The organism is Pseudomonas medicaginis (assembly GCF_965119365.1).
Taxonomy (GTDB): domain Bacteria; phylum Pseudomonadota; class Gammaproteobacteria; order Pseudomonadales; family Pseudomonadaceae; genus Aquipseudomonas.
Map to the genome: position 1 here is coordinate 105,163 of NZ_OZ221631.1, position 25,075 is coordinate 130,237.

The 25,075-nt window shown below is 62.2% G+C and carries 22 protein-coding genes; 8 read left to right on the forward strand and 14 right to left on the reverse strand.

Features of this window, described 5'->3' with window-relative positions; genetic code table 11:
- Positions 1-37: 37 nt before the first annotated feature.
- The 7 genes from ACMTA2_RS00485 to ACMTA2_RS00515 all read right to left on the reverse strand — a co-directional run bounded on the left by ACMTA2_RS00485 (position 38) and on the right by ACMTA2_RS00515 (position 9,660).
- On the reverse strand, positions 38-955 hold the full coding sequence (locus ACMTA2_RS00485; protein WP_413793261.1) for a response regulator: 918 nt from the start codon (positions 953-955) through the stop codon (positions 38-40).
- A 170-nt stretch (positions 956-1,125) separates the two neighbouring features.
- Positions 1,126-1,887 carry a phosphate signaling complex protein PhoU gene (phoU, locus tag ACMTA2_RS00490; RefSeq protein ID WP_413793262.1) on the reverse strand — a complete coding sequence of 254 codons (762 nt, stop codon included), beginning with the start codon at positions 1,885-1,887 and terminating at the stop codon, positions 1,126-1,128.
- A 78-nt stretch (positions 1,888-1,965) separates the two neighbouring features.
- A complete protein-coding gene (pstB, locus tag ACMTA2_RS00495; RefSeq protein ID WP_072411200.1) occupies positions 1,966-2,799 on the reverse strand; it encodes a phosphate ABC transporter ATP-binding protein PstB in 834 nt (277 codons plus the stop codon).
- Between the two features lie 167 nt (positions 2,800-2,966).
- On the reverse strand, positions 2,967-4,637 hold the full coding sequence (gene pstA / locus ACMTA2_RS00500; protein WP_413793263.1) for a phosphate ABC transporter permease PstA: 1,671 nt from the start codon (positions 4,635-4,637) through the stop codon (positions 2,967-2,969).
- Between the two features lie 15 nt (positions 4,638-4,652).
- The gene (locus tag ACMTA2_RS00505; RefSeq protein WP_413795759.1) at positions 4,653-6,686 is read right to left on the reverse strand and encodes an ABC transporter permease subunit; all 2,034 of its coding nucleotides are present in this window, start codon (positions 6,684-6,686) and stop codon (positions 4,653-4,655) included.
- Positions 6,687-7,094: 408 nt separating this feature from the next.
- Entirely contained in the window at positions 7,095-8,093 is a 999-nt protein-coding gene (locus tag ACMTA2_RS00510) for a phosphate ABC transporter substrate-binding protein PstS (RefSeq protein ID WP_413793264.1), read from the reverse strand.
- A gap of 268 nt (positions 8,094-8,361) precedes the next feature.
- Positions 8,362-9,660: an MFS transporter gene (locus ACMTA2_RS00515; protein ID WP_413793265.1), complete on the reverse strand. Its 1,299-nt coding sequence runs from the start codon at positions 9,658-9,660 to the stop codon at positions 8,362-8,364.
- A gap of 376 nt (positions 9,661-10,036) precedes the next feature.
- On the opposite strand from ACMTA2_RS00515, the gene ACMTA2_RS00520 reads away from it, so the two are divergent.
- Both ACMTA2_RS00520 and ACMTA2_RS00525 read left to right on the forward strand, forming a co-directional pair.
- Positions 10,037-10,441 carry an acyl-CoA thioesterase gene (locus tag ACMTA2_RS00520; protein ID WP_003177184.1) on the forward strand — a complete coding sequence of 135 codons (405 nt, stop codon included), beginning with the start codon at positions 10,037-10,039 and terminating at the stop codon, positions 10,439-10,441.
- Positions 10,442-10,498: 57 nt separating this feature from the next.
- Positions 10,499-11,398: a D-hexose-6-phosphate mutarotase gene (locus tag ACMTA2_RS00525; protein ID WP_413793266.1), complete on the forward strand. Its 900-nt coding sequence runs from the start codon at positions 10,499-10,501 to the stop codon at positions 11,396-11,398.
- Between the two features lie 137 nt (positions 11,399-11,535).
- Here ACMTA2_RS00525 and ACMTA2_RS00530 read toward each other — a convergent pair whose 3' ends face one another.
- From ACMTA2_RS00530 to ACMTA2_RS00550, 5 genes are all read right to left on the reverse strand, one after another.
- The gene (locus tag ACMTA2_RS00530) at positions 11,536-12,072 is read right to left on the reverse strand and encodes a DUF3299 domain-containing protein (RefSeq protein WP_413793267.1); all 537 of its coding nucleotides are present in this window, start codon (positions 12,070-12,072) and stop codon (positions 11,536-11,538) included.
- Between the two features lie 89 nt (positions 12,073-12,161).
- Entirely contained in the window at positions 12,162-12,407 is a 246-nt protein-coding gene (locus ACMTA2_RS00535; protein WP_003196372.1) for a GlsB/YeaQ/YmgE family stress response membrane protein, read from the reverse strand.
- 102 nt (positions 12,408-12,509) lie between these two features.
- Positions 12,510-13,595: a 5-(carboxyamino)imidazole ribonucleotide synthase gene (locus tag ACMTA2_RS00540; protein WP_413793268.1), complete on the reverse strand. Its 1,086-nt coding sequence runs from the start codon at positions 13,593-13,595 to the stop codon at positions 12,510-12,512.
- 12 nt (positions 13,596-13,607) lie between these two features.
- Positions 13,608-14,099 carry a 5-(carboxyamino)imidazole ribonucleotide mutase gene (gene purE / locus ACMTA2_RS00545; protein WP_003196369.1) on the reverse strand — a complete coding sequence of 164 codons (492 nt, stop codon included), beginning with the start codon at positions 14,097-14,099 and terminating at the stop codon, positions 13,608-13,610.
- A 335-nt stretch (positions 14,100-14,434) separates the two neighbouring features.
- Positions 14,435-15,352 (reverse strand): LysR substrate-binding domain-containing protein, encoded by a 918-nt coding sequence (locus ACMTA2_RS00550; RefSeq protein WP_413793269.1) that lies wholly within the window; start codon positions 15,350-15,352, stop codon positions 14,435-14,437.
- Between the two features lie 180 nt (positions 15,353-15,532).
- Between ACMTA2_RS00550 and aspA the strand changes: the two genes are divergently transcribed.
- The 4 genes from aspA (at position 15,533) to ACMTA2_RS00570 (ending at position 21,209) form a co-directional block, all read left to right on the forward strand.
- Complete coding sequence (gene aspA / locus ACMTA2_RS00555) at positions 15,533-16,957, forward strand: aspartate ammonia-lyase (protein WP_003196363.1); 1,425 nt, start codon at positions 15,533-15,535, stop codon at positions 16,955-16,957.
- A 487-nt stretch (positions 16,958-17,444) separates the two neighbouring features.
- The gene (locus ACMTA2_RS00560) at positions 17,445-18,896 is read left to right on the forward strand and encodes an alanine/glycine:cation symporter family protein (RefSeq protein ID WP_413793270.1); all 1,452 of its coding nucleotides are present in this window, start codon (positions 17,445-17,447) and stop codon (positions 18,894-18,896) included.
- A 131-nt stretch (positions 18,897-19,027) separates the two neighbouring features.
- Positions 19,028-20,032 carry an asparaginase gene (locus ACMTA2_RS00565; protein WP_413793271.1) on the forward strand — a complete coding sequence of 335 codons (1,005 nt, stop codon included), beginning with the start codon at positions 19,028-19,030 and terminating at the stop codon, positions 20,030-20,032.
- 184 nt (positions 20,033-20,216) lie between these two features.
- Positions 20,217-21,209 carry an AraC family transcriptional regulator gene (locus ACMTA2_RS00570; protein WP_413793272.1) on the forward strand — a complete coding sequence of 331 codons (993 nt, stop codon included), beginning with the start codon at positions 20,217-20,219 and terminating at the stop codon, positions 21,207-21,209.
- Between the two features lie 210 nt (positions 21,210-21,419).
- Here the strand turns inward: ACMTA2_RS00570 and ACMTA2_RS00575 are convergent, their stop codons facing one another.
- The gene (locus ACMTA2_RS00575) at positions 21,420-22,070 is read right to left on the reverse strand and encodes an HAD family hydrolase (RefSeq protein WP_413793273.1); all 651 of its coding nucleotides are present in this window, start codon (positions 22,068-22,070) and stop codon (positions 21,420-21,422) included.
- A gap of 28 nt (positions 22,071-22,098) precedes the next feature.
- Positions 22,099-22,644 (reverse strand): gamma carbonic anhydrase family protein, encoded by a 546-nt coding sequence (locus ACMTA2_RS00580; protein WP_413793274.1) that lies wholly within the window; start codon positions 22,642-22,644, stop codon positions 22,099-22,101.
- Between the two features lie 72 nt (positions 22,645-22,716).
- Between ACMTA2_RS00580 and prlC the strand changes: the two genes are divergently transcribed.
- Positions 22,717-24,795, forward strand: coding sequence for an oligopeptidase A (gene prlC, locus ACMTA2_RS00585; RefSeq protein WP_413793275.1), 2,079 nt, complete (start codon positions 22,717-22,719; stop codon positions 24,793-24,795).
- Positions 24,792-25,070, forward strand: a complete 279-nt coding sequence (locus ACMTA2_RS00590; protein ID WP_413793276.1) for a YheV family putative zinc ribbon protein — start codon at positions 24,792-24,794, stop codon at positions 25,068-25,070. The genes prlC and ACMTA2_RS00590 overlap by 4 nt, the downstream gene beginning before the upstream one ends.
- The last annotated feature ends 5 nt before the right edge of the window (positions 25,071-25,075 follow it).

The following is a 25,075-nucleotide window of genomic DNA, read 5'->3' on the forward strand; positions in this document are numbered from 1 at the left end:
GCTTGCTCGCGATAGCGGACTCGAAGGCGCCGCCGAATCAGGCGCCCGGCACGAAGTGCTTCTGCGCGGTGCCGCGGGCGATCAGGCGGGAGATGTAGTCGAGCTTCTGCGGGTCTTTGTCGACGAAGCGGAAGGTCAGTTGCAGCCATTCGCTGTCGGGCGTCTGCTCATGGGCGACGATGGCGTGCAGGTAGCCGTTGAGACGAGCGGTTTCAGCGTTGTCGCCCTGTTCCATGTCCAGCACGGCGCCTTCGAGTACTTGCGGCAGGGTGTCGGAGCGTTTGACCACCAACAGCGCTTCCTTGAGGCTCAGGGCTTTGATCACGCATTGCTGGGTGCCGCTGGACAGGCGCAACTGGCCTTGGCCACGGTTGGTCGTCGAAGCCGCGGCTACCGGCGCCTTGACCGGTGGGCTGTTGAGCAGGCCACGCGCCGGGGCGGCCGGGGCAGGTGCGGCAGGGGCCGGCGCAACGGCCGCCACCGGAGCTTTGCCGCCCGTCAGGGCGCTGAGGGAGTCATTGCCGAACGCCGAGTTCATCTTGGTCGGAGCGCTGTTCATCAGTGTGTCGAGCTTGCCGACCTTGTGCAGGGCCTGCTTGACCTTGGTCAGCAACTGTTCGTTGGTGAACGGCTTGCTGACGTAGCCGGAAACGCCGGCCTGGATCGCCTGGACCACGTTTTCCTTGTCGCCGCGGCTGGTGACCATCACAAACGGCATGCCCTTGAGGGTGTCCTGCTGACGGCACCAGGTCAGCAGTTCCAGGCCGGACATTTCCGGCATTTCCCAATCGCACAGCACCAGGTCGAATGCCTCGCGAGCCAGCAGGGCCTGGGCTTTCTTGCCGTTCACCGCATCTTCGATACGCACGCCCGGGAAGTAGTTGCGCAGGCACTTCTTCACCAGGTCACGAATGAACGAAGCATCGTCCACGACCAACACACTGACCTTACTCATCCAGATACACCTCTAAAAAATCCCGGCAAGCATACCGCTTTTACTGATGGCACATTGCCAAAAAACCTTCAGTCACGCCGGGACTTTTCGTTCGCGGGGTGCTGCTTTCGATTAAAAAAAACCCAAAAAAAAAAGCCCGACCAGAAGGCCGGGCGCTTTTCTTGGCAATCTTACTTATCGTCAGCTTCGCCCGGAACATTAGCGGTTTCGGACGGGGTGCCCTCAACTTCTTCCTTCATCCGCTTGAGCCCCATATGGCGCACATCGGTGCCGCGCACCAGGTAGATGACAAGTTCCGAGATGTTGCGCGCATGATCGCCGATACGCTCCAAAGAACGCAGCACCCAGATGATGCTCAACACCCGGGAAATGGAGCGCGGGTCTTCCATCATGTAGGTCGCCAGCTCACGTAGCGCGGTCTTGTATTCGCGATCGATGATCTTGTCGTACTGGGCCACCGACAACGCCAGGTCGGCGTCGAAGCGGGCAAAGGCGTCCAATGCATCGCGGACCATGTTGCGCACCTGGTCGCCAATGTGGCGAACCTCGACGTAACCGCGCGGCGCCTCGCCTTCTTCGCATAACTGAATGGCACGGCGGGCGATCTTGGTGGCTTCGTCGCCGATCCGCTCAAGGTCGATCACCGACTTGGAGATGCTGATGATCAGGCGCAGGTCGGAGGCCGCCGGTTGACGACGGGCCAGGATACGCAGGCACTCCTCGTCGATGTTGCGTTCCATCTGGTTGATCTGGTCGTCGATTTCGCGCACCTGCTGGGCCAGGCCGGAGTCGGCCTCGATCAGCGCGGTCACCGCGTCGTTGACCTGCTTTTCCACCAGCCCGCCCATGGCCAGCAAGTGACTGCGCACTTCCTCCAGCTCGGCGTTGAACTGTGCGGAAATGTGGTGAGTAAGGCCTTCCTTCGAAATCATCTTGTTCGCTCCGCGAAAGTTGCAAGCTTCAAGCTGCAAGCTTCAAGCAGTTAAATGTTGATCCTGAGAGCGCACCGACTAGCCGTAACGACCGGTGATGTAGTCTTCAGTCTGTTTCTTGGCCGGATTGGTGAACAGCGTATCGGTATCGCCGAATTCCACCAGTTTGCCCATGTACATGAACGCGGTGTAGTCGGACACCCGCGCCGCCTGTTGCATGTTGTGGGTCACGATGACGATGGTGAACTTGGACTTGAGCTCATAGATCAGCTCTTCGACCTTCAGTGTCGAGATCGGGTCGAGGGCCGAGCAGGGTTCGTCGAGCAGCAGCACTTCCGGCTCAACGGCGATCGTGCGGGCGATCACCAGGCGTTGCTGCTGGCCGCCGGACAGACCCAGGGCCGATTCGTGCAGGCGGTCCTTGACCTCATCCCACAGCGCCGCGCCCTTGAGGGCCCACTCCACGGCTTCGTCGAGGATGCGCTTCTTGTTGATGCCCTGGATGCGCAAGCCGTAGACCACGTTCTCGTAGATGGTTTTCGGAAACGGGTTGGGTTTCTGGAACACCATGCCGACGCGACGACGCAGCTCGGCCACATCCTCGCCCTTGCGGTAGATGTTGTTGCCGTAGAGGTTGATTTCACCTTCAACGCGGCAGCCGTCCACCAGGTCATTCATGCGGTTGAAGGTGCGCAGCAAGGTTGACTTGCCGCAGCCCGACGGGCCGATGAACGCGGTGACACGCTGTTTCGGGATATTCAGGCTGACGTCATACAGCGCCTGCTTCTCGCCATAGAACAGATTCAGGCCGGGCACTTCGATGGCGACGGTTTCCTGCGCCAGGTCCAGGCTTTGCTTGTCGCGGCCCAGGGCCGACATGTTGATGCCGTGTGTATGTGCTTCGTGTTGCATGGGAGGCTCCCTGTGCTAACAAATTCGGTTCGGAACGCCTGAGTGGCGGCTCCATTAAATTCCAGTGAACGCCGATCAGTGTGGGAGCGAGCTTGCTCGCGAAGGGGCCATCAAGGCCGCCAAAAGCTTCGCGAGCAAGCTCGCTCCCACAGGGGGTCAGCGTGTCATCAACTGTCCAGTGCTTTGTACTTCTCGCGCAGGTGGTTACGGATCCACACCGCCGACAGGTTGAGCGTGGCGATCACCAGCACCAGCAGCAGCGCCGTGGCATAGACCAAGGGGCGCGCCGCTTCGACGTTCGGGCTCTGGAAGCCGACGTCATAGATGTGGAAGCCCAGGTGCATGATTTTCTGGTCCAGGTGCAGGTACGGGTAGTTGCCGTCCAAGGGCAGCGACGGGGCCAGTTTCACCACGCCCACCAGCATCAACGGCGCCACTTCACCGGCGGCCCGGGCCACGGCGAGGATCATCCCGGTCATCATCGCCGGGCTCGCCATGGGCAGGACGATTTTCCACAGGGTCTCGGCCTTGGTCGCGCCGAGGGCCAGGGAGCCTTCACGCACGGTACGCGGAATCCGCGCCAGGCCTTCTTCGGTGGCCACGATCACCACCGGCACCGCCAGCAGCGCCAGGGTCAGCGACGCCCAGAGCAGGCCCGGGGTGCCGAAGGTCGGTGCCGGCAGGGCCTCGGGGAAGAACAAACGGTCGACCGAGCCACCCAACACGTAGACGAAGAAGCCCAGGCCGAACACCCCGTAGACGATGGCCGGAACGCCCGCGAGGTTGTTCACCGCGATGCGGATCAGCCGGGTCATCGGGCCTTGGCGGGCATATTCACGCAGGTAGACCGCCGCCAGCACGCCAAACGGCGTCACGATCATTGCCATGATCAGGGTCATCATCACGGTGCCGAAAATCGCCGGGAAGATACCGCCTTCGGTGTTGGCTTCGCGGGGGTCATCGCTGAGGAATTCCCAGACCTTGCTGAAGTAGAAACCCATCTTGGCGAACGTGCCCATGCCGTTTGGCTGGTAGGCGTGCACCACTTTGCCGATTTCGATTTCCACTTCCTTGCCGTTGGCATCCCGGGCCGTCAGGCTGTCGCGGTTGAACTGCGCATGCAGGTCGGCCAGGCGTGCTTCGATGTCCTTGTAACGGGCGTTGAGTTCGGCGCGCTCGCTTTCCAGATCGGCCTGGGCGGCAGCGTCGAGCTTGCCGTCCAGCTCCAGTTTGCGACCGTGCAGGCGAATACGCTCCAGGCCGGCGTTGATGGCGCCGATGTCGGTTTTTTCCAGGGTCTTGAGCTCGGCGGCCAACTGGTTGACGCGCTCTACGCGAGCCTGCAGTTGCGGCCAGGCGGCCTCGCCTTCGGCGATGACCTTGCCACTTTCCTTGACGTTGACCAGGTAACCATAGAAGTTGCCCCACTCACGACGCTCGATGGCCATCAGCTGCGGCGGCGTGGTCTGGTTGGTCAGCCAATCGCCGACGATCCAGGTGAAGTCGGTGCCATTGAGGTCCCGATTGCCGACCTTGATCAGTTCGCGGGTCATGAACTCGGGGCCTTCGTCCGGCACCGGCAGGCCGGCGCTTTTCAAGCGCTCACGAGGCACTTCTTCTTTCTGCACGACTTCGCCGACCACCAGGTGCGCAGGCATGCCCGGCACGGTGTAGCTGGCGTGGATCAGGTCAGCCGGCCAGAAGTGGCCCAGGCCGCGCACGGCAATCACCGCCAGCAGGCCGATGGTCATGATGACCGCGATGGACACCGCGCCACCGCTGATCCAGACGCCGGGGGCGCCGCTCTTGAACCATCCTTTCAGGGAGTTCTGTTTCACAGACTTCTACCTTTCTTAAAGCGACGAATATTTCTTGCGCAGACGCTGACGGATCAGCTCGGCGAGGGTGTTCATGACGAAGGTGAACAACAGCAGCACCAGGGCCGACAGGAACAGCACGCGGTAATGGCTGCCGCCGACTTCCGACTCGGGCATCTCCACCGCCACGTTGGCCGCCAGGGTGCGCAAGCCTTCGAACAGGTTCATTTCCATGACTGGCGTGTTACCGGTGGCCATCAGCACGATCATGGTCTCGCCCACTGCACGGCCCATGCCGATCATCAACGCCGAGAAGATGCCCGGGCTGGCGGTAAGGATCACCACGCGGGTCATGGTCTGCCACGGCGTGGCGCCGAGGGCCAGCGAGCCCAGGGTCAGGCCGCGCGGCACGCTGAACACAGCGTCTTCGGCGATGGAGTAGATGTTCGGGATCACGGCGAAGCCCATCGCCAGGCCGACCACCAGGGCGTTGCGTTGGTCGTAGGTGATGCCCAGGTCATGGGAGATCCACATGCGCATGTCGCCGCCGAAGAACCAGGCTTCCATGTAGGGGCTCATGTACAACGAGAGCCAGCCCACGAACAGGATCACCGGGATCAACAGGGCGCTTTCCCAGCCGTCCGGCACTCTCAGGCGGATGGATTCCGGCAGGCGACTGAAGGCGAAACCAGCGACCAGGATGCCGATCGGCAGCAGCATCAACAGGCTGAAGATGCCCGGCAAGTGCCCTTCGACGTATGGCGCCAGGAACAGGCCGGCGAAGAAGCCGAGGATCACCGTCGGCATCGCTTCCATCAGCTCGATCACCGGCTTGACCTTGCGGCGCATGCCCGGGGCCATGAAATAGGCGGTGTAGATCGCCGCGGCCACCGCCAGCGGCGCAGCCAGCAGCATCGCGTAGAACGCCGCCTTCAGGGTACCGAAGGTCAGCGGCGAGAGGCTCAGCTTGGGCTCGAAGTCGGTGTTGGCGGCGGTCGATTGCCAGACATATTTAGGTTCGTCGTAGTTTTCGTACCAGACCTTGCTCCACAACGCGCTCCACGACACTTCCGGATGCGGGTTGTCCAAGGTCAACGGTTGCAACTTGCCGCCCTGTTCGACGATCAGGCGATTGGCCCGTGGCGACATGCCGAACAGACCCTGGCCGTCGACCACCTGGTCCACCAGCAGGGTGCGGTGGGCGGTGCTGTGGAACACACCCAGCTTGCCAGCGGCGTCGAGCACCACGAAACCTTTGCGACGTTCTTCGGCGCTGATTTCGACGATCGGCGCGGTGCCCATCTGGAAGGTACGAATCTGTTTGAAACGCAGCTCACCGTCCGGATCACGGGCCATGAACCACTGGGCCAGGCCGCCCTTGGAGTCGCCGATGATCAGCGAGATCCCGCCCACCAGCTGGGCAGCGGCGGTGACTTGGGCGTCGCCGTTCTCCAGTAGTTTGTAGCGGCCATTGAGGCTCTTGTCCCGCAGGCTGAACACATCGGCCTGGGCACGTCCGTTGACCACGTACAACCATTGCTGGCGCGGGTCGACGAAAATGTGCTTCACCGGCTCGGTCATCTGCGGCAGGTCGATACGCGTCTGCTCGCTGGTGATTTCACCGGTCATCATGTTTTCTTCGCTGGTGAGCGACAACACCTGCAACTGAGCGCCGCTGGAGCCGGCCAGCAGCAGCGTCGAATCGGTGGCGTTGAGGCTGACATGCTCCAGGGCCGCGCCCTGTTCGTTCAACGGGATCGGCGTCTCGCCATAAGGGTATTCGATGGCGGGCGAGATGGTCTTCTTGCCGTCCGGGTAGCTGACCTTGTAAGTGTGACGGAACACCAGGGCCTGGCCGTTGGACAGACCGATCGCCACCAATGGGCTGCCAGGCTGGTCCTCGCCAATGGCGGTCACGCTGGCGCCGGCCGGGATCGGCAGGTCGACGCGGCGCAGTTCGGCACCACTGTTAACGTTGAAAAACAGCGCCTGGCCCTTGTCGGAAACCCGCAGGGCCACCTGGTTCTGTTCTTCGATAGAGATCATCAGCGGTTTGCCGGCATCTTGCATCCAGGCGGGCGTGATCGAGTCCTTGGCGGTCAGGTCCGCGCCCTGGAACAGGGGCAGTACCACGTAGGCCAGGAAGAAAAAGATCAAGGTAATGGCGGCGAGAACGGCGAGGCCGCCGACCAGCACGTACCAGCGGGTCAAGCGATCCTTGAGCGCGCGGATGCGGCGCTTGCGTTGCAGCTCAGGCGTATTGAAGTCAATGCGCTTGGGAGGGGAAGTCGTAGTCATTGTGGAGTTGGCCAGATCATTCATGCGCACACCCTAGCGATCCTGTATGACAGAAAGATGACAGCGAAGTGACGCAACAAATCCGCCGCCAGCTAGAAGCGGCAGCGGACGGAAAATTTGCCTGGGGAAGCGGCGTCCACTCCCCCGGCAGCCCGGGTGTCGGCCCGGGCTCAGCAGACCTTACTGCTTGGCGACGTTGCCGCCTTCTTGCAGACCCAGGTCAGCCAGTGCCTTGGCGGCGACTTTGGCAGGTAGCGGGATGTAACCGTCCTTGACCACGACTTCCTGGCCTTGCTTGGACAGGATCAGCTTCACGAACTCGGCTTCCAGCGGGGCCAGGGGCTTGTTCGGCGCCTTGTTGACGTAGACGTAGAGGAAGCGCGACAGCGGATACTTGCCGTTCAGGGCGTTTTCTTCGGAGTCTTCGATGAACTCGCCGCCTTCTTTCTTGGCCAGGGCAACGGTTTTCACGCTGGCGGTCTTGTAGCCGATACCCGAGTAGCCGATGCCGTTAAGCGAGCTGCTGATCGACTGCACGACCGAAGCCGAACCGGGTTGCTCGTTGACGTTTGGCTTGTAGTCGCCTTTGCACAAGGCTTCTTCCTTGAAGTAGCCGTAGGTGCCGGACACCGAGTTACGACCGAACAGCTGGACCGGCTTGTTGGCCAAGTCGCCGGTCACACCCAGGTCACCCCAGGTCTTGACGTCAGCCTTGGCGCCGCACAGGCGAGTCGAAGAGAAAATGGCGTCGACCTGAGCCATGGTCAGGTGCTTGATCGGGTTGTCCTTGTGCACGAATACGGCCAGGGCGTCCACGGCCACCGGGATAGCGGTTGGCTTGTAGCCGTATTTGGTTTCGAAGGCCTGCAGCTCGTTGTCCTTCATCTTGCGGCTCATCGGGCCCAGGTTGGCGGTGCCTTCGGTGAGTGCGGGCGGCGCGGTGGAGGAACCGGCGGCCTGAATCTGGATGTTGACGTTCGGGTATTCTTTCTTGTAGTTCTCGGCCCACAAGGTCATCAGGTTGGCCAGGGTATCGGAGCCGACGCTGGAGAGGTTGCCCGATACACCAGTGGTCTTGGTGTAGCTCGGGATCGCAGGGTCAACAGCGGCAACCGCGTTGGCAGTCGCAACGCCAGCAGCGACAAACGTCATTGCCGCCATCAAACGCTTCAGTTTCATGCCTTACTCCTAGCAGATAGGGTGTGTTAAGTCGGCAAAGTATCGGTAAGCCGTATGAACACTCTATGGCTGAAATATGACAATTGGATGAAAGGCCAGCATTGAGTTTTGCAGGAGGGTGTAGCGAGGGAATTTATCCCCGTTGGGCTGCAAAGCAGCCCCCCGATGGCTGGATACAATCAGTCTGGAACACCGAGGCGCTGGCTCGAGGGCCGCTTCGCGGCCCAACGGGGATAAATCCCCTCGCCACAAGAGCCCGTTCAGCCGTTTAGCGCCCTTTCTTCCAAAGGTAGCCGCCCACCACAATCCCGATCCCACAAATGGCCGCGACGTAATATGCCGGCCCCATCGAGCTTTCTTTCAGCAGCAGGGTCACGATCATCGGCGTCAATCCGCCGAAGATTGCATAGGCCAGGTTGTAGGAGAACGACAGGCCGCTGAAGCGCACCACGGCCGGGAAGGCATTGACCATGACATAGGGCACCGCGCCGATGGTGCCCACCAGTAACCCACTCAAGGCATACAGCGGGAACAGCCATTCGGGGTGGTCGAACAGGCAGTGGTAGAAGGTCCAGAAGGTGACCATCAGCAACCCGCTGCCGAAGACAAACACCCGCCCGGCACCAAAACGGTCGGCCAACACCCCCGCACCGATGCAACCGAAACTCAGGAACACGATCGCCAGGCTGTTGGCCTGCAACGCGACGGTCGGGCTGAAGTGGTACACCGTCTGCAGCACGGTCGGTGTCATCAGAATAACCACAATGACGCCGGCCGACAGCAGCCAGGTCAGCAGCATGGAAATGGCGATGGCGCCGCGATGATCACGCAGCACGGCCCTCAGCGGCACTTCCTCGGCCAGGGCCTTGCGCAGTTGCAACTCGGCGAACACCGGCGTTTCGTGCAGCCAGCGCCGCAGATACACCGAAAACAGCCCGAACACACCACCCAGCAGGAATGGGATCCGCCAGGCGTAATCGGCCACTTCCATCGGCGTATAGAGGGTATTGATGGCCGTGGCGACCAGCGAACCCAACAGAATCCCCGCCGTCAGGCCGCAGGTCAGCGTGCCGCAGGCATAGCCGATGTGGCGCGCCGGAACGTGTTCGGAAACGAATACCCAGGCGCCCGGCACTTCCCCGCCGATGGCCGCGCCCTGGATCACACGCATCAGCAACAGCAGGATCGGCGCCCACATGCCGATCTGCGCATAGGTCGGCAACAAGCCCATGATCAGGGTCGGCACCGCCATCATGAAGATGCTCAGGGTGAACATCTTCTTGCGCCCCAACAGGTCGCCGAAGTGGGCCATGATGATCCCGCCCAGTGGCCGGGCCAGGTAACCGGCGGCAAAAATGCCGAACGTCTGCATCAGGCGCAGCCACTCAGGCATTTCGGCAGGAAAGAACAATTTGCCGACCACGGTGGCAAAGAACACGAAAATGATGAAATCGTAGAACTCCAGTGCACCGCCCAAGGCGGAAAGCGACAGGGTCTTGTAATCGTTGCGGGTCAGTGGACGTGCCGGTTGTGCGGGCGTCGCCGTGCTCGAAGGCGCAGTGGTCATGGCAAGGGCTTCTCTTATAGTCGGTTCTGCAACCCTGGCGACACGGGTTGGGGCCTGGGCAGGTTCGGCACGATAGCAAATTGTTCGAAAAAGCACATAGAGGCGCGTATTTGACAGTCAAAATCAGAACCGAGTGGTCGTCTCGACGTCTATCGCCCGATATACTCGCAACCTTGCAGTACTCTGTAAGGGGTTGCTGTGCGAAAACGTCGTTGGTGGCGTAGTACCAGAACCAGCCGGTTTCGCAGAGTTTCCCTTTGGCGCGCCTTTACGAAAAACGTGACGAACGCAGTATGTTCGGGCTGAATCGTTTTTTACAAAGACGGCTATTCACCTGAAGTACCAGACAGCGTTACGGGTCAGAGGCACCCCCGGCATGATAGAGCTCGAACAAGAAGATCCAATCCCGCAAGGCGACCTGGCCCTGCAAATCACCGCGCTCCCTCGCGAGACCAACGGTTTCGGCGATATTTTCGGCGGCTGGCTGGTGTCCCAGATGGACCTGGCCGGCACCGCCATGGCCAGCAAAGTGGCCGGCGGACGCGTGGCCACCGTGGCGATCGATCGCATGGCGTTCCTGGTGCCAGTGGCGGTGGGCGCGCAGTTATCGTTCTATACCCAGGCGCTGGAAATCGGCCGCAGCTCGATCCAGATGATGGTCGAGGTCTGGAGCGACGACCCGCTGTCCAGTGAATGGCGCAAGGTGACCGAGGCGGTATTCGTCTTTGTTGCCATCGACGGCAGCGGTCGTACCCGCTCGGTTCCGCCGCGCGCCCGTTAAACATGGCGGCCGTTCTGCGGTCCATTGCAGTCCCTGTTCCCGAGCGAGATTTGCAACATGCCCACGCCCAATGTCGAAGCGGTCAAACTGGATGAGCTGAACGCCTGGCGCATCCGTCACGGTCAGGCCGAGTTGCTGGTGGCCCAGCAAGGCGCGCACATCCTCAGCTATCAAGTGGACGGCCAGCCGCCCCTGATCTGGCTCAACGACCAGGCCACATTCAAGGCCGGCAAGAGCATCCGCGCGGGCGTGCCGGTGTGCTGGCCATGGTTCGGCAACCTGACCCGCAACCCCGACAGCGTACAGGCCATGCGCGTGAGCAACGACCCGGCCACCGCCCACGGCCTGGTGCGGACGATGGATTGGGAATTGAAGGGCATCGAGACCGAAGGCGAAAGCCTCAAGGTGGAATTCGTGCTGCCCTACCCCGAGAATGGGCTTGCGGGCTGGCCTCATCAGGTCGACCTGACGCTGGCCATCGTGATGGACGATCAACTGCACATTCGCCTCACCAGCCATAACCGTGGCAGCGAAACCGTCAGCCTCAGCCAGGCGCTGCACAGCTACTTTGCCGTCAGCGACGTGCGTAACGTACAGGTCGAAGGGGTCGATGGCCTGAGCTACATCGAAACCCTGGACGACTGGAAAACCGTCACCCAGGCCGGCAACCTGCACTTTGCTGGCGAGACCGACCGCATCTACCTCGATACCCCGCCGACGCTGAGCATCCTTGACCCGCACTGGGAGCGACGGATCGAGCTGACCAGCAGCGGTTCACGTTCGGCGGTGATCTGGAACCCCTGGACCGAACGCGCCAAGGCCTTCAGCGACATGGCCGACGATGGCTGGCAGCGCATGCTGTGCATCGAGACGGCGAACGTGATGGACGATGTGGTGACGCTGCTGCCGCAGGCCAGCCATACCCTCGGCGTGAGCCTCTGCAGCAAGCCGCTCTAAGCCACACCGCAAACCCCCTGTGGGAGCGAGCTTGCTCGCGATAGCGGTGTGTCAGTCAGCATCAAAGCCAACTGACCCGACGCCATCGCGAGCAAGCTCGCTCCCACATTGGGATTGGTGTCAGGCCAACAGACCTATTACAAATCCGCTTCTTGCACCACCCGCACCTTCTCCGCCTCCAGCGCATAGGCCGCGCTCGCCAGGTCGTTGTCGACCTTTTCGATCTTCAGCGTGCCCGTCACCCACAGCGGTGTGTAGATGTCGTCGAGCTTCAGGCCCTTGGGATAACGCACCAGCACCAATTGGTTGGGGGGCGGCGGCGGGACGTGGATGCAGGCGCCGGGGTAAGGCACCAGGAAAAACAGCGTGCTGCGGCCCTTGGCGTCGGTTTCCAGCGGCACCGGGTAACCGCCGATGCGGATGTGCCTATCGTTCATCGCCGCCACGGTCTTGGTCGAATACATCACCGCCGGCAAGCCCTTGCTTTGCTTCAGCCCCCCTTTTTCGGTGAAGGTACCGCTGGCTTCCGGGGAGTTGTGGTCGATCTCGGGCATGGCCTCGAGGGCTTTCTGGTCAGACTTGGGCATCAATTCGAGCCAGTCGGTTTCCGGCAGCTCGGCGGCATGGGCCAGGCCACTGCCCAGCAGAAGAAGGGTCAACACTAGACGGCGCATGAAGGGACTCGGCAATGAGTGGAAAGTGAAACGCCGAGCATTCTAGCCCCCTCTGCGCGCCAGGCAGAGAGGGCTTTATCGCATTTGAATCAGTTTCTTTTGATCAGGCCGTAGATCACCAGCAATACCACTGCGCCCACCAGGGCACCGATGAAACCGGCACCTTGGCCGGCCTGGTAGATGCCCAGGGCCTGGCCGCCGTAAGTGGCCGCCAACGAACCGCCGATACCGAGCAGGATGGTCATGATCCAGCCCATGCTGTCATCGCCCGGTTTCAGGAAGCGTGCCAGCAGGCCGACGATCAAGCCGATAAAAATGGTTCCGATGATTCCCATGGCATTTCCCTCTCATTGAGTCGCTAAGCCAAAGCCCGGTCAGGCTTTGGCACTTAGCCATGAGAGGGATGAGCCGACGAATGGTTCCACCAGGATTGCAGATTATTGCTCGGCGATCAGCGTCTCGACCTTGATGATCTGCTGGGCCAGCGTGGCCCGGTCAGCACAGCGCAGGTTGGCGTGACCGACCTTGCGTCCGGCCTTGAACGCCTTGCCATAGTGATGCAAATGGCAGTCGGCGATCGACAGGACTTTCTCGGTGTCCGGCACTTTGCCGATGAAATTGAGCATCGCGCTCTCACCGACCTTGGCGGTCGATCCCAGCGGCAGCCCGGCCACCGCCCGCAGGTGGTTTTCGAACTGGCTGCACTCGGCGCCTTCGGTGGTCCAGTGCCCGGAGTTGTGTACCCGAGGGGCGATTTCGTTGGCCTTGAGGCCGCCGTCCACTTCAAAGAACTCGAACGCCATCACGCCGACATAATCGAGCTGCTTGAGCACCCGGCTGGAATAGTCCTCGGCCAGGGCCTGCAGCGGATGATCGGTGCTGGCGACGGACAGCTTGAGGATGCCGTCCTTGTGGGTGTTGTGCACCAGCGGGTAGAAGCGGATCTCACCGTCGCGGGCACGCACGGCGATCAGCGAGACTTCCCCGGTAAACGGCACGAAGCCTTCCAGCAGGCAGGCCACGCTGCCGAGTTCGGCGAACGTACCGGCCACATCTTCAGGCTTGCGCAGGACCTTCTGGCCCTTGCCGTCGTAACCCAGGGTACGGGTCTTGAGCACGGCGGGCAGGCCGATGGCAGCGACGGCAGCGTCCAGGTCGGCCTGGGACTGAATGTCGGCAAAAGCCGGCGTGGGGATGCCCAGGTCCTTGAACATGTTCTTTTCGAACCAGCGGTCACGGGCGATCCGCAAGGCTTCGGCGCTCGGGTAGACCGGGACGAACTGGGACAGGAAGGCCACGGTTTCGGCCGGGACGCTTTCGAACTCGAAGGTCACCAGGTCAACTTCATCGGCCAATTGGCGCAGGTGATCCTGGTCGCCGTAGTCGGCCCGCAGGTGTTCACCCAGTGCCGCGGCACAGGCGTCCGGCGCCGGGTCCAGGAAAGCGAAGTTCATCCCCAGCGGCGTACCTGCCAGGGCCAACATGCGACCCAACTGGCCGCCACCGATTACACCGATCTTCATTCGTCAACAACCTCAGGCAATGCGTGGGTCTGGATTGTCCAGGACGCTGTCTGTCTGCTCAGCGCGGAATTTTTTCAACACGGTATGAAATTGTGGATGCTTGGCGCCCAGGATGCTCGCCGACAGCAGCGCCGCGTTGATCGCGCCGGCCTTGCCGATGGCCAGGGTCGCGACCGGGATGCCAGCCGGCATCTGCACGATCGACAGCAACGAATCGACGCCCGAGAGCATCGACGACTGGACCGGCACGCCCAGCACGGGCAGGTGGGTCTTGGCCGCACACATGCCCGGCAAGTGGGCCGCGCCACCGGCACCGGCGATGATCACCTCGATGCCACGCGCCTCGGCCTCTTCGGCGTACTGGAACAGCAGGTCCGGGGTACGGTGGGCGGAGACCACTTTCACCTCGTAAGGGATGCCGAGCTTTTCCAGCATATCGGCGGTGTGGCTAAGGGTGGACCAATCGGACTTGGAGCCCATGATCACGCCAACCAGTGCACTCATCGTCGTGCCTCTTCTCTCTGGGCGCCCGCAGGCGCGTCAAAAAACAACAAGCCACGCGGGAGACCGGCGTGGCTTGTTGTACGAATGATGGCCGGGCGAACCGACCGAAGGCCGGGCAGTATACCGAAAATGGTGCGTTAAACGCACTTTCGCCGACCATCTGTCATTTGGGGTGAAGCGGCGGTTTTATTGACTTCGAGGTCAGCAGAACAACGACACAAATCCCTTGTGGGAGCGGGCTTGCTCGCGAATGCGGTGGGTCAGCTCAGATGATGGCGACAGGCACACCGCATTCGCGAGCAAGCCCGCTCCCACAAAGGGGATTTGCGTTGTCTTCAGGATCCGGCCACACCCTGTGCCACGCCACCTTCGAGCTTGCGCCACAACAACCGCACATTGGCCTTGCGCACCAGGGCGCAGCGGTACAAGCGGATCTCCAGAGGCACGTGCCATTGCGCGCCGCCACAGATCACCAGTTCACCCCGGGCCAGTTCGGCACGTACGCTCAGGTGTGGCACCCAGGCGATGCCCAAGCCTTCCAGGGCCATGCTCTTCAAGCTGTCGGCCATGGCCGTTTCGTAGATCGTGGTGAAACGCAGCGCCCGCTGGCGCAACAACTGGTTGACCGAGCGGCCGAGGAACGCCCCCGCGCTGTAGGCCAGCAGCGGCACGCTCGCCTCGCCTTCAAGGTCGAACAGCGGGTTGCCGCTGGCATCGGCGGCGCACACCGGGAGCATTTCGGTCTGGCCCAGGTGCAGCGACGGGAAAATCTCCGGGTCCATCTGCATGGCCGAATCCGGATCGTAGAAAGCCAGCATCAAGTCGCAGCCGCCTTCACGCAGGGCGTGGACGGCGTCGCCGACGTTGGTCGCCACCAGCCGCGTGGCGATGTTCATTCCTTCGTTGCGCAATTGCGCGATCCAACGTGGGAAGAAGCCCAGCGCCAGGGAGTGGGCGGCAGCCACCTGGATGACTTCGCCCTGCCCGCCTTCCAAGTGATGCAAGTGACGCAACACTTCCCCCAATTGCTCCACCACCGTACGCGCCGTCACCAGGAACAACTGCCCCGCCGCCGTCAGCTCGACAGGCGTACGGGAGCGGTTGACCAGGGTCAGCCCCAGCGCCGCCTCGAGGCTGCGGATTCGCCGGCTGAACGCCGGCTGCGTCACGAAACGCCGCTCGGCCGCCTGGGAGAAACTGCGGGTAGCGGCCAGGGCACTGAAGTCCTCAAGCCATTTGCTTTCAAGATTCATCACGTCCTCCCCTACATGCACCAAAACAGGTCACACGTTCGCCGCACCGTCGGCGTCACACCCACATTATGCCGAATATGCATAGGCCAGTGTTTAACAGCATTGGCCCTATTTTTTCCCAGAGCCTAGGATCCACAGCGTTCCGGCTCAGACCGGGTCCTTATCGAGATGATTTCCGTCATGTCCTCCGCTGCATCATTCCGCACAGAAAAAGACCTGCTTGGCGTACTCGAAGTACCGGCGCAAGCGTATTACGGCATCCAGACCCTACGAGCGGTAAACAACTTCCGTCTCTCCGGCGTTCCGATCTCGCATTACCCTAAGCTGGTGGTCGGTCTGGCAATGGTCAAACAGGCCGCCGCTGACGCCAACCGCGAACTGGGCCAGCTCAGCGAAGCCAAGCATGCCGCCATCAGCGAAGCCTGTGCACGATTGATCCGCGGCGACTTCCACGAAGAGTTCGTGGTGGACATGATCCAGGGCGGCGCCGGCACGTCGACCAACATGAATGCCAACGAAGTCATCGCCAACATCGCGCTGGAGGCCATGGGCCACCAGAAAGGCGAGTACCAGTACCTGCACCCCAACAACGACGTGAACATGGCGCAGTCCACCAACGACGCCTACCCGACCGCGATCCGCCTGGGTCTGCTGCTGGGCCACGACGCGTTGCTGGCCAGCCTCGACAGCCTGATCCAGGCGTTCGCCGCCAAGGGTGAAGAATTCAGCCACGTCCTGAAAATGGGCCGCACCCAACTGCAAGACGCCGTGCCGATGACCCTCGGCCAGGAATTCCGGGCCTTCGCCACCACCCTGAGCGAAGACCTGGCGCGCCTGAAAACCCTGGCGCCTGAACTGCTCACCGAAGTGAACCTGGGCGGCACCGCCATCGGCACCGGCATCAACGCCGACCCGCGCTACCAGGCCCTGGCCGTGCAACGCCTGGCGACTATCAGCGGCCAGCCGCTGGTCCCGGCCGCCGACCTGATCGAAGCCACCTCCGACATGGGCGCCTTCGTGCTGTTCTCCGGCATGCTCAAGCGTACCGCGGTCAAGCTGTCGAAGATCTGCAACGACCTGCGCCTGCTGTCCAGCGGCCCACGCACCGGCATCAATGAAATCAACCTGCCGGCCCGCCAGCCAGGCAGCTCGATCATGCCCGGCAAGGTCAACCCGGTGATCCCCGAAGCGGTCAACCAGGTGGCGTTCCAGATCATCGGCAACGACCTGGCCCTGACCATCGCGGCCGAAGGCGGCCAACTGCAACTGAACGTGATGGAACCGCTGATCGCCTTCAAGATCTTCGACTCGATCCGCCTGCTGCAACGGGCCATGGACATGCTGCGCGAGCACTGCATCGTCGGCATCACCGCCAACGAAGCGCGCTGCCGCGAACTGGTCGAGCACTCGATCGGCCTGGTCACCGCCCTGAACCCGTACATCGGCTATGAAAACGCCACCCGCATCGCCCGTGTTGCCCTGGAAAGTGGCCGCGGCGTGCTGGAACTGGTGCGCGAAGAAGGCTTGCTCGACGACGCCATGCTCGACGACATCCTGCGCCCGGAAAACATGATTGCTCCGCGTCTGGTCCCGCTCAAAGCGTGATCGACACGACCACCGCTCACCAGGTCGAGGGACTAGACACCTCTCACCTTTTGAGGGCTTGGGGATCTTCCCCAAGCCCTTTTTTTAATTGATAGCAGCCAAGGATGACCGAATCTGTGGGAAGGAACCTGCTCGCGATAAAAGACGACGCGCTGCCCGTTGTAAACCGCGTCGCCAGCCAACGCGAGCAGGCTCTTCCCCACCAGAACCTGACCGTAAGGCCAGGTGTTTCAAAGGATCCGTTTCGTCGGACGCACCACAACTGTGCAGACGGGCACCGCACTGATAGGTATAGTGCCGCCCCTCTTCGCATGAGCGGTCGTCTGCAACGAGATCCTTAAACATGCGAAAACCGAACTAATAACAACCCGCGAAAATGGACCGGGACGAAACTTCGCCTCATCTATCGGGCCGCGCGCCGACCGATGTAACGCGATGTTTCCAAATGGCCAGCATTTGCTTAAACAAAAAACAGCGAGGAATACTCATGCTCGAAGTCATCAACGACTTCCTATCAGGGAAAGTGCTGATCGCGCTCATTGTCGGGCTCGGCGGCTACTTCACGATCCGCTCGCGTTTCGTCCAGTTCCGTCACTTCTTCCACATGTTCACGGTGTTCCGTGACAGCCTGAAAAGCAGCACTGACCAGCTCAGTTCTTTCCAGGCCCTGATGCTCAGCCTGGCCGGCCGTGTCGGCGCGGGCAACATCGCCGGTGTCGGCATCGCCGTGACCCTCGGCGGACCTGGTGCGGTGTTCTGGATGTGGGTGACCGCCCTGGTCGGCATGTCCAGCAGCTTCTTCGAGTGCTCCCTCGGCCAGCTCTACAAGCGCTGCGACGCCGAAGGCCAGTTCCGTGGCGGCCCGTCCTATTACATCCAGCACGGCCTGCAGAAACGCTGGCTGGGCATGATCATGGCATTCCTGCTGCTGGTGACCTTCGGCTTCGCCTTCAACGGCCTGCAAGCCCATGCGGTCACCCACTCCCTGAACAACGCCTTCGGCTTTGACACCACCTACACCGGCATCGGCCTGGCGGTGCTGCTGGGCCTGGTGTTCATCGGTGGAATCAAGCGCATTGCCAAGGTTGCCGACCTGTTGGTACCGGTCAAGACCCTGGCGTATATCGCCGTGACCCTCTACGTGATCGTCCTGCAGTTCGAACACGTACCGGGCATGCTGGCAACCATCGTCAAGAGCGCCTTCGGCCTCGACCAGGCCTTCGGCGGCCTGATCGGCAGCGCCATCGTCATGGGCGTCAAGCGTGGCGTGTTCGCCAACGAAGCCGGCCTGGGCAGTGCGCCTAACGTTGCCGCCGTCGCCTCGGTCGAGCACCCGGTCGCCCAGGGCGTGGTCCAGGCGTTCAGCGTGTTCCTGGACACGTTCTTGATCTGCACCTGCACCGCGCTGCTGATCCTGCTGTCGGGCTTCTACACCCCGGGCTTCGAAGGCGACGGCATTGCCCTGACCCAGAACTCCCTGGCGGCCGTCGTGGGTGACTGGGGCCGGATATTCATCTCCGTGGCCCTGTCGTTGTTCGTGTTCACCTCGATCCTCTACAACTACTACCTGGGTGAGAACAACCTGCGCTTCATGATCGGTGACAACCGCAAGGTCCTGATGGGCTACCGCGCGCTGGTGCTGGTCCTGATTTTCTGGGGCGCCATCGAAAACCTCGGCACCGTGTTCGCCTTCGCCGACATCACCATGACCCTGTTGGCGTTCGTGAACCTGATCGCGCTGTTCCTGCTGTTCAAGATCGGCATGCGCATCCTGCGTGACTACGATGACCAGCGTGCGGCCGGCATCAAGGTGCCCGTGTTCGACTCCAGCAAGTTCCCGGACCTGGACCTGGACCGCAACGCATGGCCAGCCACCCCGTCGGCACCGGTTGCCAAGCCTGACGCCGCGACGGCTGGCGTGGCCGCAGCGCAACGCTGAGCGCCAGGCTGATTGTAAAAACCGGGCGCACCCCCTGCGCCCGGCGTGACACAACGTAAGGTCGGCGTCATGCTCGGCCTTATGTTGTGGCAGCTGACCCACGCTGCCGTTTTCGTCTTCGGAGAACAACCATGAATTCCTTGACCTACCCTGCCGCCCAGCACGTCATGGTGCTCTACACCGGCGGCACTATCGGCATGCAGGCCAGCGCCCACGGCCTGGCCCCGGCATCCGGTTTCGAAGCGCGGATGCGCGATTACCTGCACAGCCAACCCGAACTCGTCATACCGCAGTGGCGCTTCCGGGAGATGTCGCCGCTGATCGACAGCGCCAACATGACCCCGGCCTACTGGCAGCAACTGCGCGAAGCGGTGGTCGATGCGGTGGACGTGCAGGGCTGCGACAGCGTACTGATCCTGCACGGCACCGACACCCTGGCCTACAGCGCGGCGGCGATGAGCTTTCAACTGCTGGGCCTGCCTGCACGGGTCTGCTTCACTGGCTCGATGCTACCCGCCGGCGTGACCGACAGCGACGCCTGGGAAAACCTCAGCGGCGCCCTGGTCGCCCTCGGCCAGGGTCTGGCGCCAGGCGTGCACCTGTACTTCCACGGTGAGCTGCTGGCCCCGACCCGTTGCGCGAAGGTGCGCAGCTTCGGTCGCCACCCGTTCAAGCGCCTGGAACGCCAGGGCGGCGGCACCCCTGCGTCGGCCCTGCCAATGCAGTTGAACTACAACCAACCCAAGCAAGTGGCGAACATCGCGGCGCTGCCGCTGTTTCCCGGCATCAGTGCGCAGGTCCTCGATGGCCTGCTGGGCAGCGGTATCCAGGGCCTGGTGCTGGAGTGCTACGGCAGCGGCACCGGGCCGAGCGACAACCCGGCCTTTCTCGCCAGCCTCGAGCGGGCGCGGGACAGCGGCGTGGTGGTCGTGGCGGTGACCCAATGCCACGAAGGTGGCGTCGAGCTGGACGTGTATGAAGCCGGTAGCCGCTTGCGCGGTGTCGGCGTGCTGTCCGGCGGCGGCATGACCCGCGAGGCCGCGTTCGGCAAATTGCAGGCATTGATCGGCGCGGGCCTGCCGGTGCAAGAGGTTCGGCGGCTGGTAGAGCTGGATCTGTGCGGCGAGCTGATCTGATACCCGGCAATCCCTGTGGGAGCGAGCTTGCTCGCGATAGCGGGCTGACAGTCAACTTCAGCGGCGACTGACACACCGCCATCGCGAGCAAGCTCGCTCCCACACTGGGTATTGTGTCGAGCTTCCGATTTTCATCCGGCATATAACTTGCTCCGTTTCCAGCTTCCCCAGGCTGGAAACGGACATGCTTCATTCCCACCTCACCACCCTCAACGCCGTCTCGCTGGTCCTGAGCACCTTTAAAAGCGAAGGATTGCCCAGTGATGCCTTGTTGGCTGGCAGCGGTATCAGCGCGGCGGACCTGAGCCGGGCCGATACGCGCATTACCACCAACCAGGAGATGCAAGTCTGCGCCAACGCCGTGGCCCTCAAGCGCGACATTGGCCTGGAACTGGGCCTGCGCATGCACGTTTCGTCCTACGGCATGCTCGGCTATGCCCTGCTCACCAGTGCCACCTTAGGTGACGCCTTGCGCCTGGCGCTGCGCTATCCGGCGCTATTGGGAACACTCTTCGAGCTGAGCCTGGACGACGACGGCAAGCACATCTGGTTCAGCGCCAGCGATTATCGGGAGAACCCGGCCCTGGCGGTGTTCAATGCCGAGTTCTGCATGGTGTCGTTGAAGGTCATCTGCAATGACCTTTTGGGTCATGCACTGCCCTTGCACGCTGCGCGCTTCGAACATCCTGCCACCGACTACCAGGCGCGCTACACAGCGCTCTTCGATTGCCCGGTGCGCTTCGACAGCGTCGATAACGCTTTCGCCTTCGACCGTCACTGGCTCGATCAAGCCCTGCCCCTGGCCGACCCCATCACCCATCACGCCATGGCCGAACGCTGTCGCCGGCAAAACACCGAGTTCACCGGCCGCCAGGTCTGGCTAGGGCGGATCCGCCAGTTGCTCGACGCCCAACTGGACGCAGCACCCGGCCTGGAAGGCCTGGCCGAACAGATGAACTGCTCGGCGCGCACCTTGCGTCGCCACCTCAAGGACCTGGGCTGCAGCTACCAGGAACTGCTGGACGAACTGCGCTTCGAACGGGCCAAGCAGATGCTCTGCGATGACCAATTACCGATCTATCGAATCGCCGAACGCCTGGGCTTCAGCGAAACCGCCAGCTTCCGCCATGCCTTCGTGCGCTGGAGCGGCGTGGCGCCAAGCCAGTTCAGGGCCTGAATCGCCGCTTTCATATACCCCCTGCCGGGACCGGGACAGGCTGATACCTGTGGCGAGGGGATTTATCCCCGCTGGGCTGCGCAGCAGCCCCCAAACCAGGCAATGCTGAGTTAACTGCTTTAGGGCTGCTGCGCAGCCAACGGGGATAAATCCCCTCGCCACACGTGTGCGCCTTTAGACCGGAAGGATGTGCTCGCGATGGCAGTCCAGTCAGCGCCGCAAAAACGCCTGATGCAAGGCATCCACCGTCTCGAAGTGATACGCCGGGCCCTCGGCGCTGAGTTCTTCATGGCTGCCAAACCCATACCCCACCGCCGCTGCATCCAGGCCGTTGCTGTGGGCGCCGATCAGGTCGTGCTTGCGGTCGCCGATCATCAGGGTGCTGGCCGGGTCGAGGCCTTCTTCGGCCAGCAGGTGGGCGATCAGCTCGATTTTGTTGGTGCGGGTGCCGTCCAGTTCGCTGCCGTAGATCACCTTGAAGTGCCGGGCGAAGTCGAAGTGGCGGGCGATTTCCCGGGCAAAGACCCAGGGTTTGGACGTGGCGATGTACAACTGCCGCCCTTGGCCGCCCAAGCTTTCCAGCAGCGGCATCACGCCGTCGAAGACGCGATTTTCGTAGAGGCCGGTGACCTTGAAGCGTTCGCGATAGAAATTCACCGCCTCCCAGGCCTTCGCTTCGTCGAAGTCATAGAACTGCATGAAGGCCTGCAACAGCGGCGGCCCGATGAAGTGCTCGAGGCGGGTCAGGTCGGGTTCGTCGATGCCCAGTTTGCTCAAGGCGAACTGGATCGAACGGGTAATCCCTTCCCGGGGATCGGTGAGGGTGCCGTCGAGGTCGAACAGTATCGTTTGGTAATGCATGAGCATTCCTGGAATGTGGCGGGGCGATTCAGACCTGGTCGTAGCCTTCAGCCAGATGCAGGTCCTTGAGCTTCACGTAGTTCGCCGCGCTGTAGGTGAAAAACGCGCGTTCCTTATCTGTCAGTGGCCGGGCCTGTTTCACCGGGCTGCCCACGTACAAAAAGCCGCTCTCCAGGCGCTTGCCCGGCGGTACGAGGCTGCCGGCGCCGATGATGACGTCGTCTTCCACCACCGCGCCGTCCATGACGATGCTGCCCATGCCGATCAGCACGCGGCTGCCCACCGAGCAACCATGGAGCATGACCTTGTGGGCGATGGTCACGTCGTCGCCGATCAACAATGGAAAACCCTCCGGATTGAAGGGGCCGGCATGGGTGATGTGCAGCACGCAACCATCCTGGACGCTGGTACGGGCACCAACACGGATGCGGTGCATGTCGCCGCGAATGACCGTCAGCGGCCAGACGGAGCTGTCTTCGCCGATTTCGACGTCGCCGATCACCACCGCGGTGCTGTCGACAAAAGCGCCACGGGCAAGCCGCGGGCTGTGGTTCTGGTACGTGCGAAGGGTCACGATAGGCTCTCTCTTATCCGGTGATAGGCGCTGCTAGCTGCGGTGAACGTCGATTGTAATTAAGATGGGCCGATGTTTCTTCCAGCCAAGGTGTCGACCGTGAGCGTGAACAATCCTCTTTTGCAGCCCTATGACCTGCCGCCATTCTCGGCGATCCGTGCCGAGCACGTGCAACCGGCCATCGAGCAGATCCTGGCTGACAACCGTGCCGCCATCGCCGAGCTCCTCAAGACCCAAGTCCAGCAGCCTACCTGGGCCGGCCTGGTATTGGCGATGGACGAGTTCAATGATCGCCTGGGCGCCGCCTGGAGCCCGGTCAGTCATCTGAACGCCGTGCGCAACAGCCCGGAACTGCGCGAAGCCTACGAGGCCTGCCTGCCGGCGCTGAGTGCCTACTCCACCGAGCTGGGCCAGAACCGCGAGCTGTTCCAGGCCTTCGAAGCCCTGGCGAGCAGCCCTGAAGCCGCCGGTTTCGACGTGGCGCAGAAAACCATCCTGGAACACTCCCTGCGCGATTTCCGCCTGTCGGGTATCGACCTGCCACCGGAGCAGCAGAAGCGTTACGCCGAGGTGCAGAGCAAACTGTCCGAGCTGGGCAGCCGCTTCTCCAACCAACTGCTGGACGCGACCCAGGCCTGGACCAAGCACGTCACCGATGAAGCCGCCCTCGCCGGCCTGACCGACTCGGCCAAGGCGCAAATGGCCGCCGCCGCCCAGGCCAAGGGGCTGGACGGCTGGCTGATCAACCTGGAATTCCCCAGCTACTACGCAGTGATGACCTACGCCGAGGACCGCGCCCTGCGTGAAGAGGTCTATGCGGCCTACTGCACCCGTGCGTCGGACCAGGGCCCGAATGCCGGCCAGAACGATAACGGCCCGGTGATGGAACAGATCCTCGACCTGCGCCAGGAACTGGCCCAACTGCTGGGCTTCGCCAATTTCGCCGAGTTGAGCCTGGCGACCAAAATGGCTGAATCCAGCGACCAGGTGCTCAGTTTCCTGCGGGACCTGGCCAAACGCAGCAAGCCGTTCGCCGCCCTGGACCTGGAACAGCTCAAAGCCTTCGCCGCCGAGCAAGGCTGCCCCGACCTGCAAAGCTGGGACAGCGGTTTCTACGGTGAAAAACTGCGCCAGCAGCGTTACAGCGTGGCCCAGGAAGCCCTGCGCGCCTACTTCCCGATCGACAAGGTATTGAGCGGCCTGTTCGCCATCGTGCAGCGCCTCTATGGCATCGAGATCGCTGAACTGAAAGGCTTCGACAGCTGGCACCCGGACGTGCGCCTGTTCGAGATTAAAGAGAACGGCCAGCACGTCGGCCGCTTCTTCTTCGACCTCTACGCCCGCGCCAACAAGCGTGGCGGCGCCTGGATGGATGGCGCCCGCGACCGTCGTCGCACCTTCGAGGGTGTCCTGCAAAGCCCGGTCGCCAACCTGGTGTGCAACTTCACCCCCGCCGACAGCGGCAAACCGGCACTGTTGACCCACGATGAAGTCACCACCCTGTTCCACGAGTTCGGCCATGGCCTGCACCACCTGCTGACCCGCGTCGAACATGCTGGCGTGTCCGGCATCAACGGCGTGGCCTGGGATGCCGTGGAGCTGCCGAGCCAGTTCATGGAAAACTGGTGCTGGGAGCCCGAAGGCCTGGCGCTGATTTCCGGCCACTACGAAACCGGCGAGCCACTGCCCCAGGACCTGCTGGAGAAAATGCTCGCGGCGAAAAACTTCCAGTCCGGCCTGATGATGGTCCGCCAGTTGGAGTTCTCGCTGTTCGACTTCGAGCTGCACGCCACCCACGGCGATTGCCGCAGCGTGCTGCAAGTACTCGAAGGCGTGCGCGACGAAGTCTCGGTCATGCGTCCGCCGGCCTACAACCGCTTCCCCAACAGCTTCGCCCACATCTTCGCCGGCGGGTATGCGGCGGGCTACTACAGCTACAAATGGGCGGAAGTGCTGTCGGCCGATGCGTTCTCCAAGTTCGAAGAAGATGGCGTGCTCAACGCCGACACCGGTCGCGCGTTCCGCGAAGCCATCCTGGCCCGCGGCGGCTCCCAGGAACCGATGGTGCTGTTCGTCGACTTCCGTGGCCGTGAGCCGTCGATTGACGCACTCTTGCGCCATAGCGGCCTGACTGAGGGCGCGGCAGCATGAGCGAGGGGCCTGTGATTACCAAACGACGCTTTATCGCCGGGGCGGTCTGCCCGGCGTGCAGTGAGCCGGACAAGTTGATGATGTGGAACGAAGACGGCGTGCCTCACCGCGAATGCGTGGCCTGCGGGTATTGCGACACGCTCAACGAGCAAGGCCTGTCGGTGCCCAAGGAGCTGGGCACCCGGGTCAACACCTCGGCGCTCAAGGTGCCGGACGCCAAGGTCCAGGCGGTACAGTTTTTCCCCAACCCCAAGTTGAAGAAAAAAACCGACTGACATCT

Coding starts and splice junctions, on each gene's coding strand:
- aspA (WP_003196363.1), top strand. CDS start 15,533: ATGTCCTCCGCTGCATCATTCCGCACAGAAAAAGACCTGCTTGGCGTA.
- ACMTA2_RS00575 (WP_413793273.1), bottom strand. CDS start 22,070: ATGCATTACCAAACGATACTGTTCGACCTCGACGGCACCCTCACCGAT.
- ACMTA2_RS00550 (WP_413793269.1), bottom strand. CDS start 15,352: ATGAATCTTGAAAGCAAATGGCTTGAGGACTTCAGTGCCCTGGCCGCT.
- ACMTA2_RS00525 (WP_413793266.1), top strand. CDS start 10,499: ATGCCCACGCCCAATGTCGAAGCGGTCAAACTGGATGAGCTGAACGCC.
- ACMTA2_RS00520 (WP_003177184.1), top strand. CDS start 10,037: ATGATAGAGCTCGAACAAGAAGATCCAATCCCGCAAGGCGACCTGGCC.
- ACMTA2_RS00590 (WP_413793276.1), top strand. CDS start 24,792: ATGAGCGAGGGGCCTGTGATTACCAAACGACGCTTTATCGCCGGGGCG.
- prlC (WP_413793275.1), top strand. CDS start 22,717: ATGTTTCTTCCAGCCAAGGTGTCGACCGTGAGCGTGAACAATCCTCTT.
- ACMTA2_RS00535 (WP_003196372.1), bottom strand. CDS start 12,407: ATGGGAATCATCGGAACCATTTTTATCGGCTTGATCGTCGGCCTGCTG.
- purE (WP_003196369.1), bottom strand. CDS start 14,099: ATGAGTGCACTGGTTGGCGTGATCATGGGCTCCAAGTCCGATTGGTCC.
- ACMTA2_RS00515 (WP_413793265.1), bottom strand. CDS start 9,660: ATGACCACTGCGCCTTCGAGCACGGCGACGCCCGCACAACCGGCACGT.
- ACMTA2_RS00560 (WP_413793270.1), top strand. CDS start 17,445: ATGCTCGAAGTCATCAACGACTTCCTATCAGGGAAAGTGCTGATCGCG.
- ACMTA2_RS00570 (WP_413793272.1), top strand. CDS start 20,217: ATGCTTCATTCCCACCTCACCACCCTCAACGCCGTCTCGCTGGTCCTG.
- ACMTA2_RS00565 (WP_413793271.1), top strand. CDS start 19,028: ATGAATTCCTTGACCTACCCTGCCGCCCAGCACGTCATGGTGCTCTAC.
- ACMTA2_RS00530 (WP_413793267.1), bottom strand. CDS start 12,072: ATGCGCCGTCTAGTGTTGACCCTTCTTCTGCTGGGCAGTGGCCTGGCC.
- phoU (WP_413793262.1), bottom strand. CDS start 1,887: ATGATTTCGAAGGAAGGCCTTACTCACCACATTTCCGCACAGTTCAAC.
- ACMTA2_RS00485 (WP_413793261.1), bottom strand. CDS start 955: ATGAGTAAGGTCAGTGTGTTGGTCGTGGACGATGCTTCGTTCATTCGT.
- ACMTA2_RS00505 (WP_413795759.1), bottom strand. CDS start 6,686: ATGCAAGATGCCGGCAAACCGCTGATGATCTCTATCGAAGAACAGAAC.
- pstB (WP_072411200.1), bottom strand. CDS start 2,799: ATGCAACACGAAGCACATACACACGGCATCAACATGTCGGCCCTGGGC.
- ACMTA2_RS00540 (WP_413793268.1), bottom strand. CDS start 13,595: ATGAAGATCGGTGTAATCGGTGGCGGCCAGTTGGGTCGCATGTTGGCC.
- ACMTA2_RS00510 (WP_413793264.1), bottom strand. CDS start 8,093: ATGAAACTGAAGCGTTTGATGGCGGCAATGACGTTTGTCGCTGCTGGC.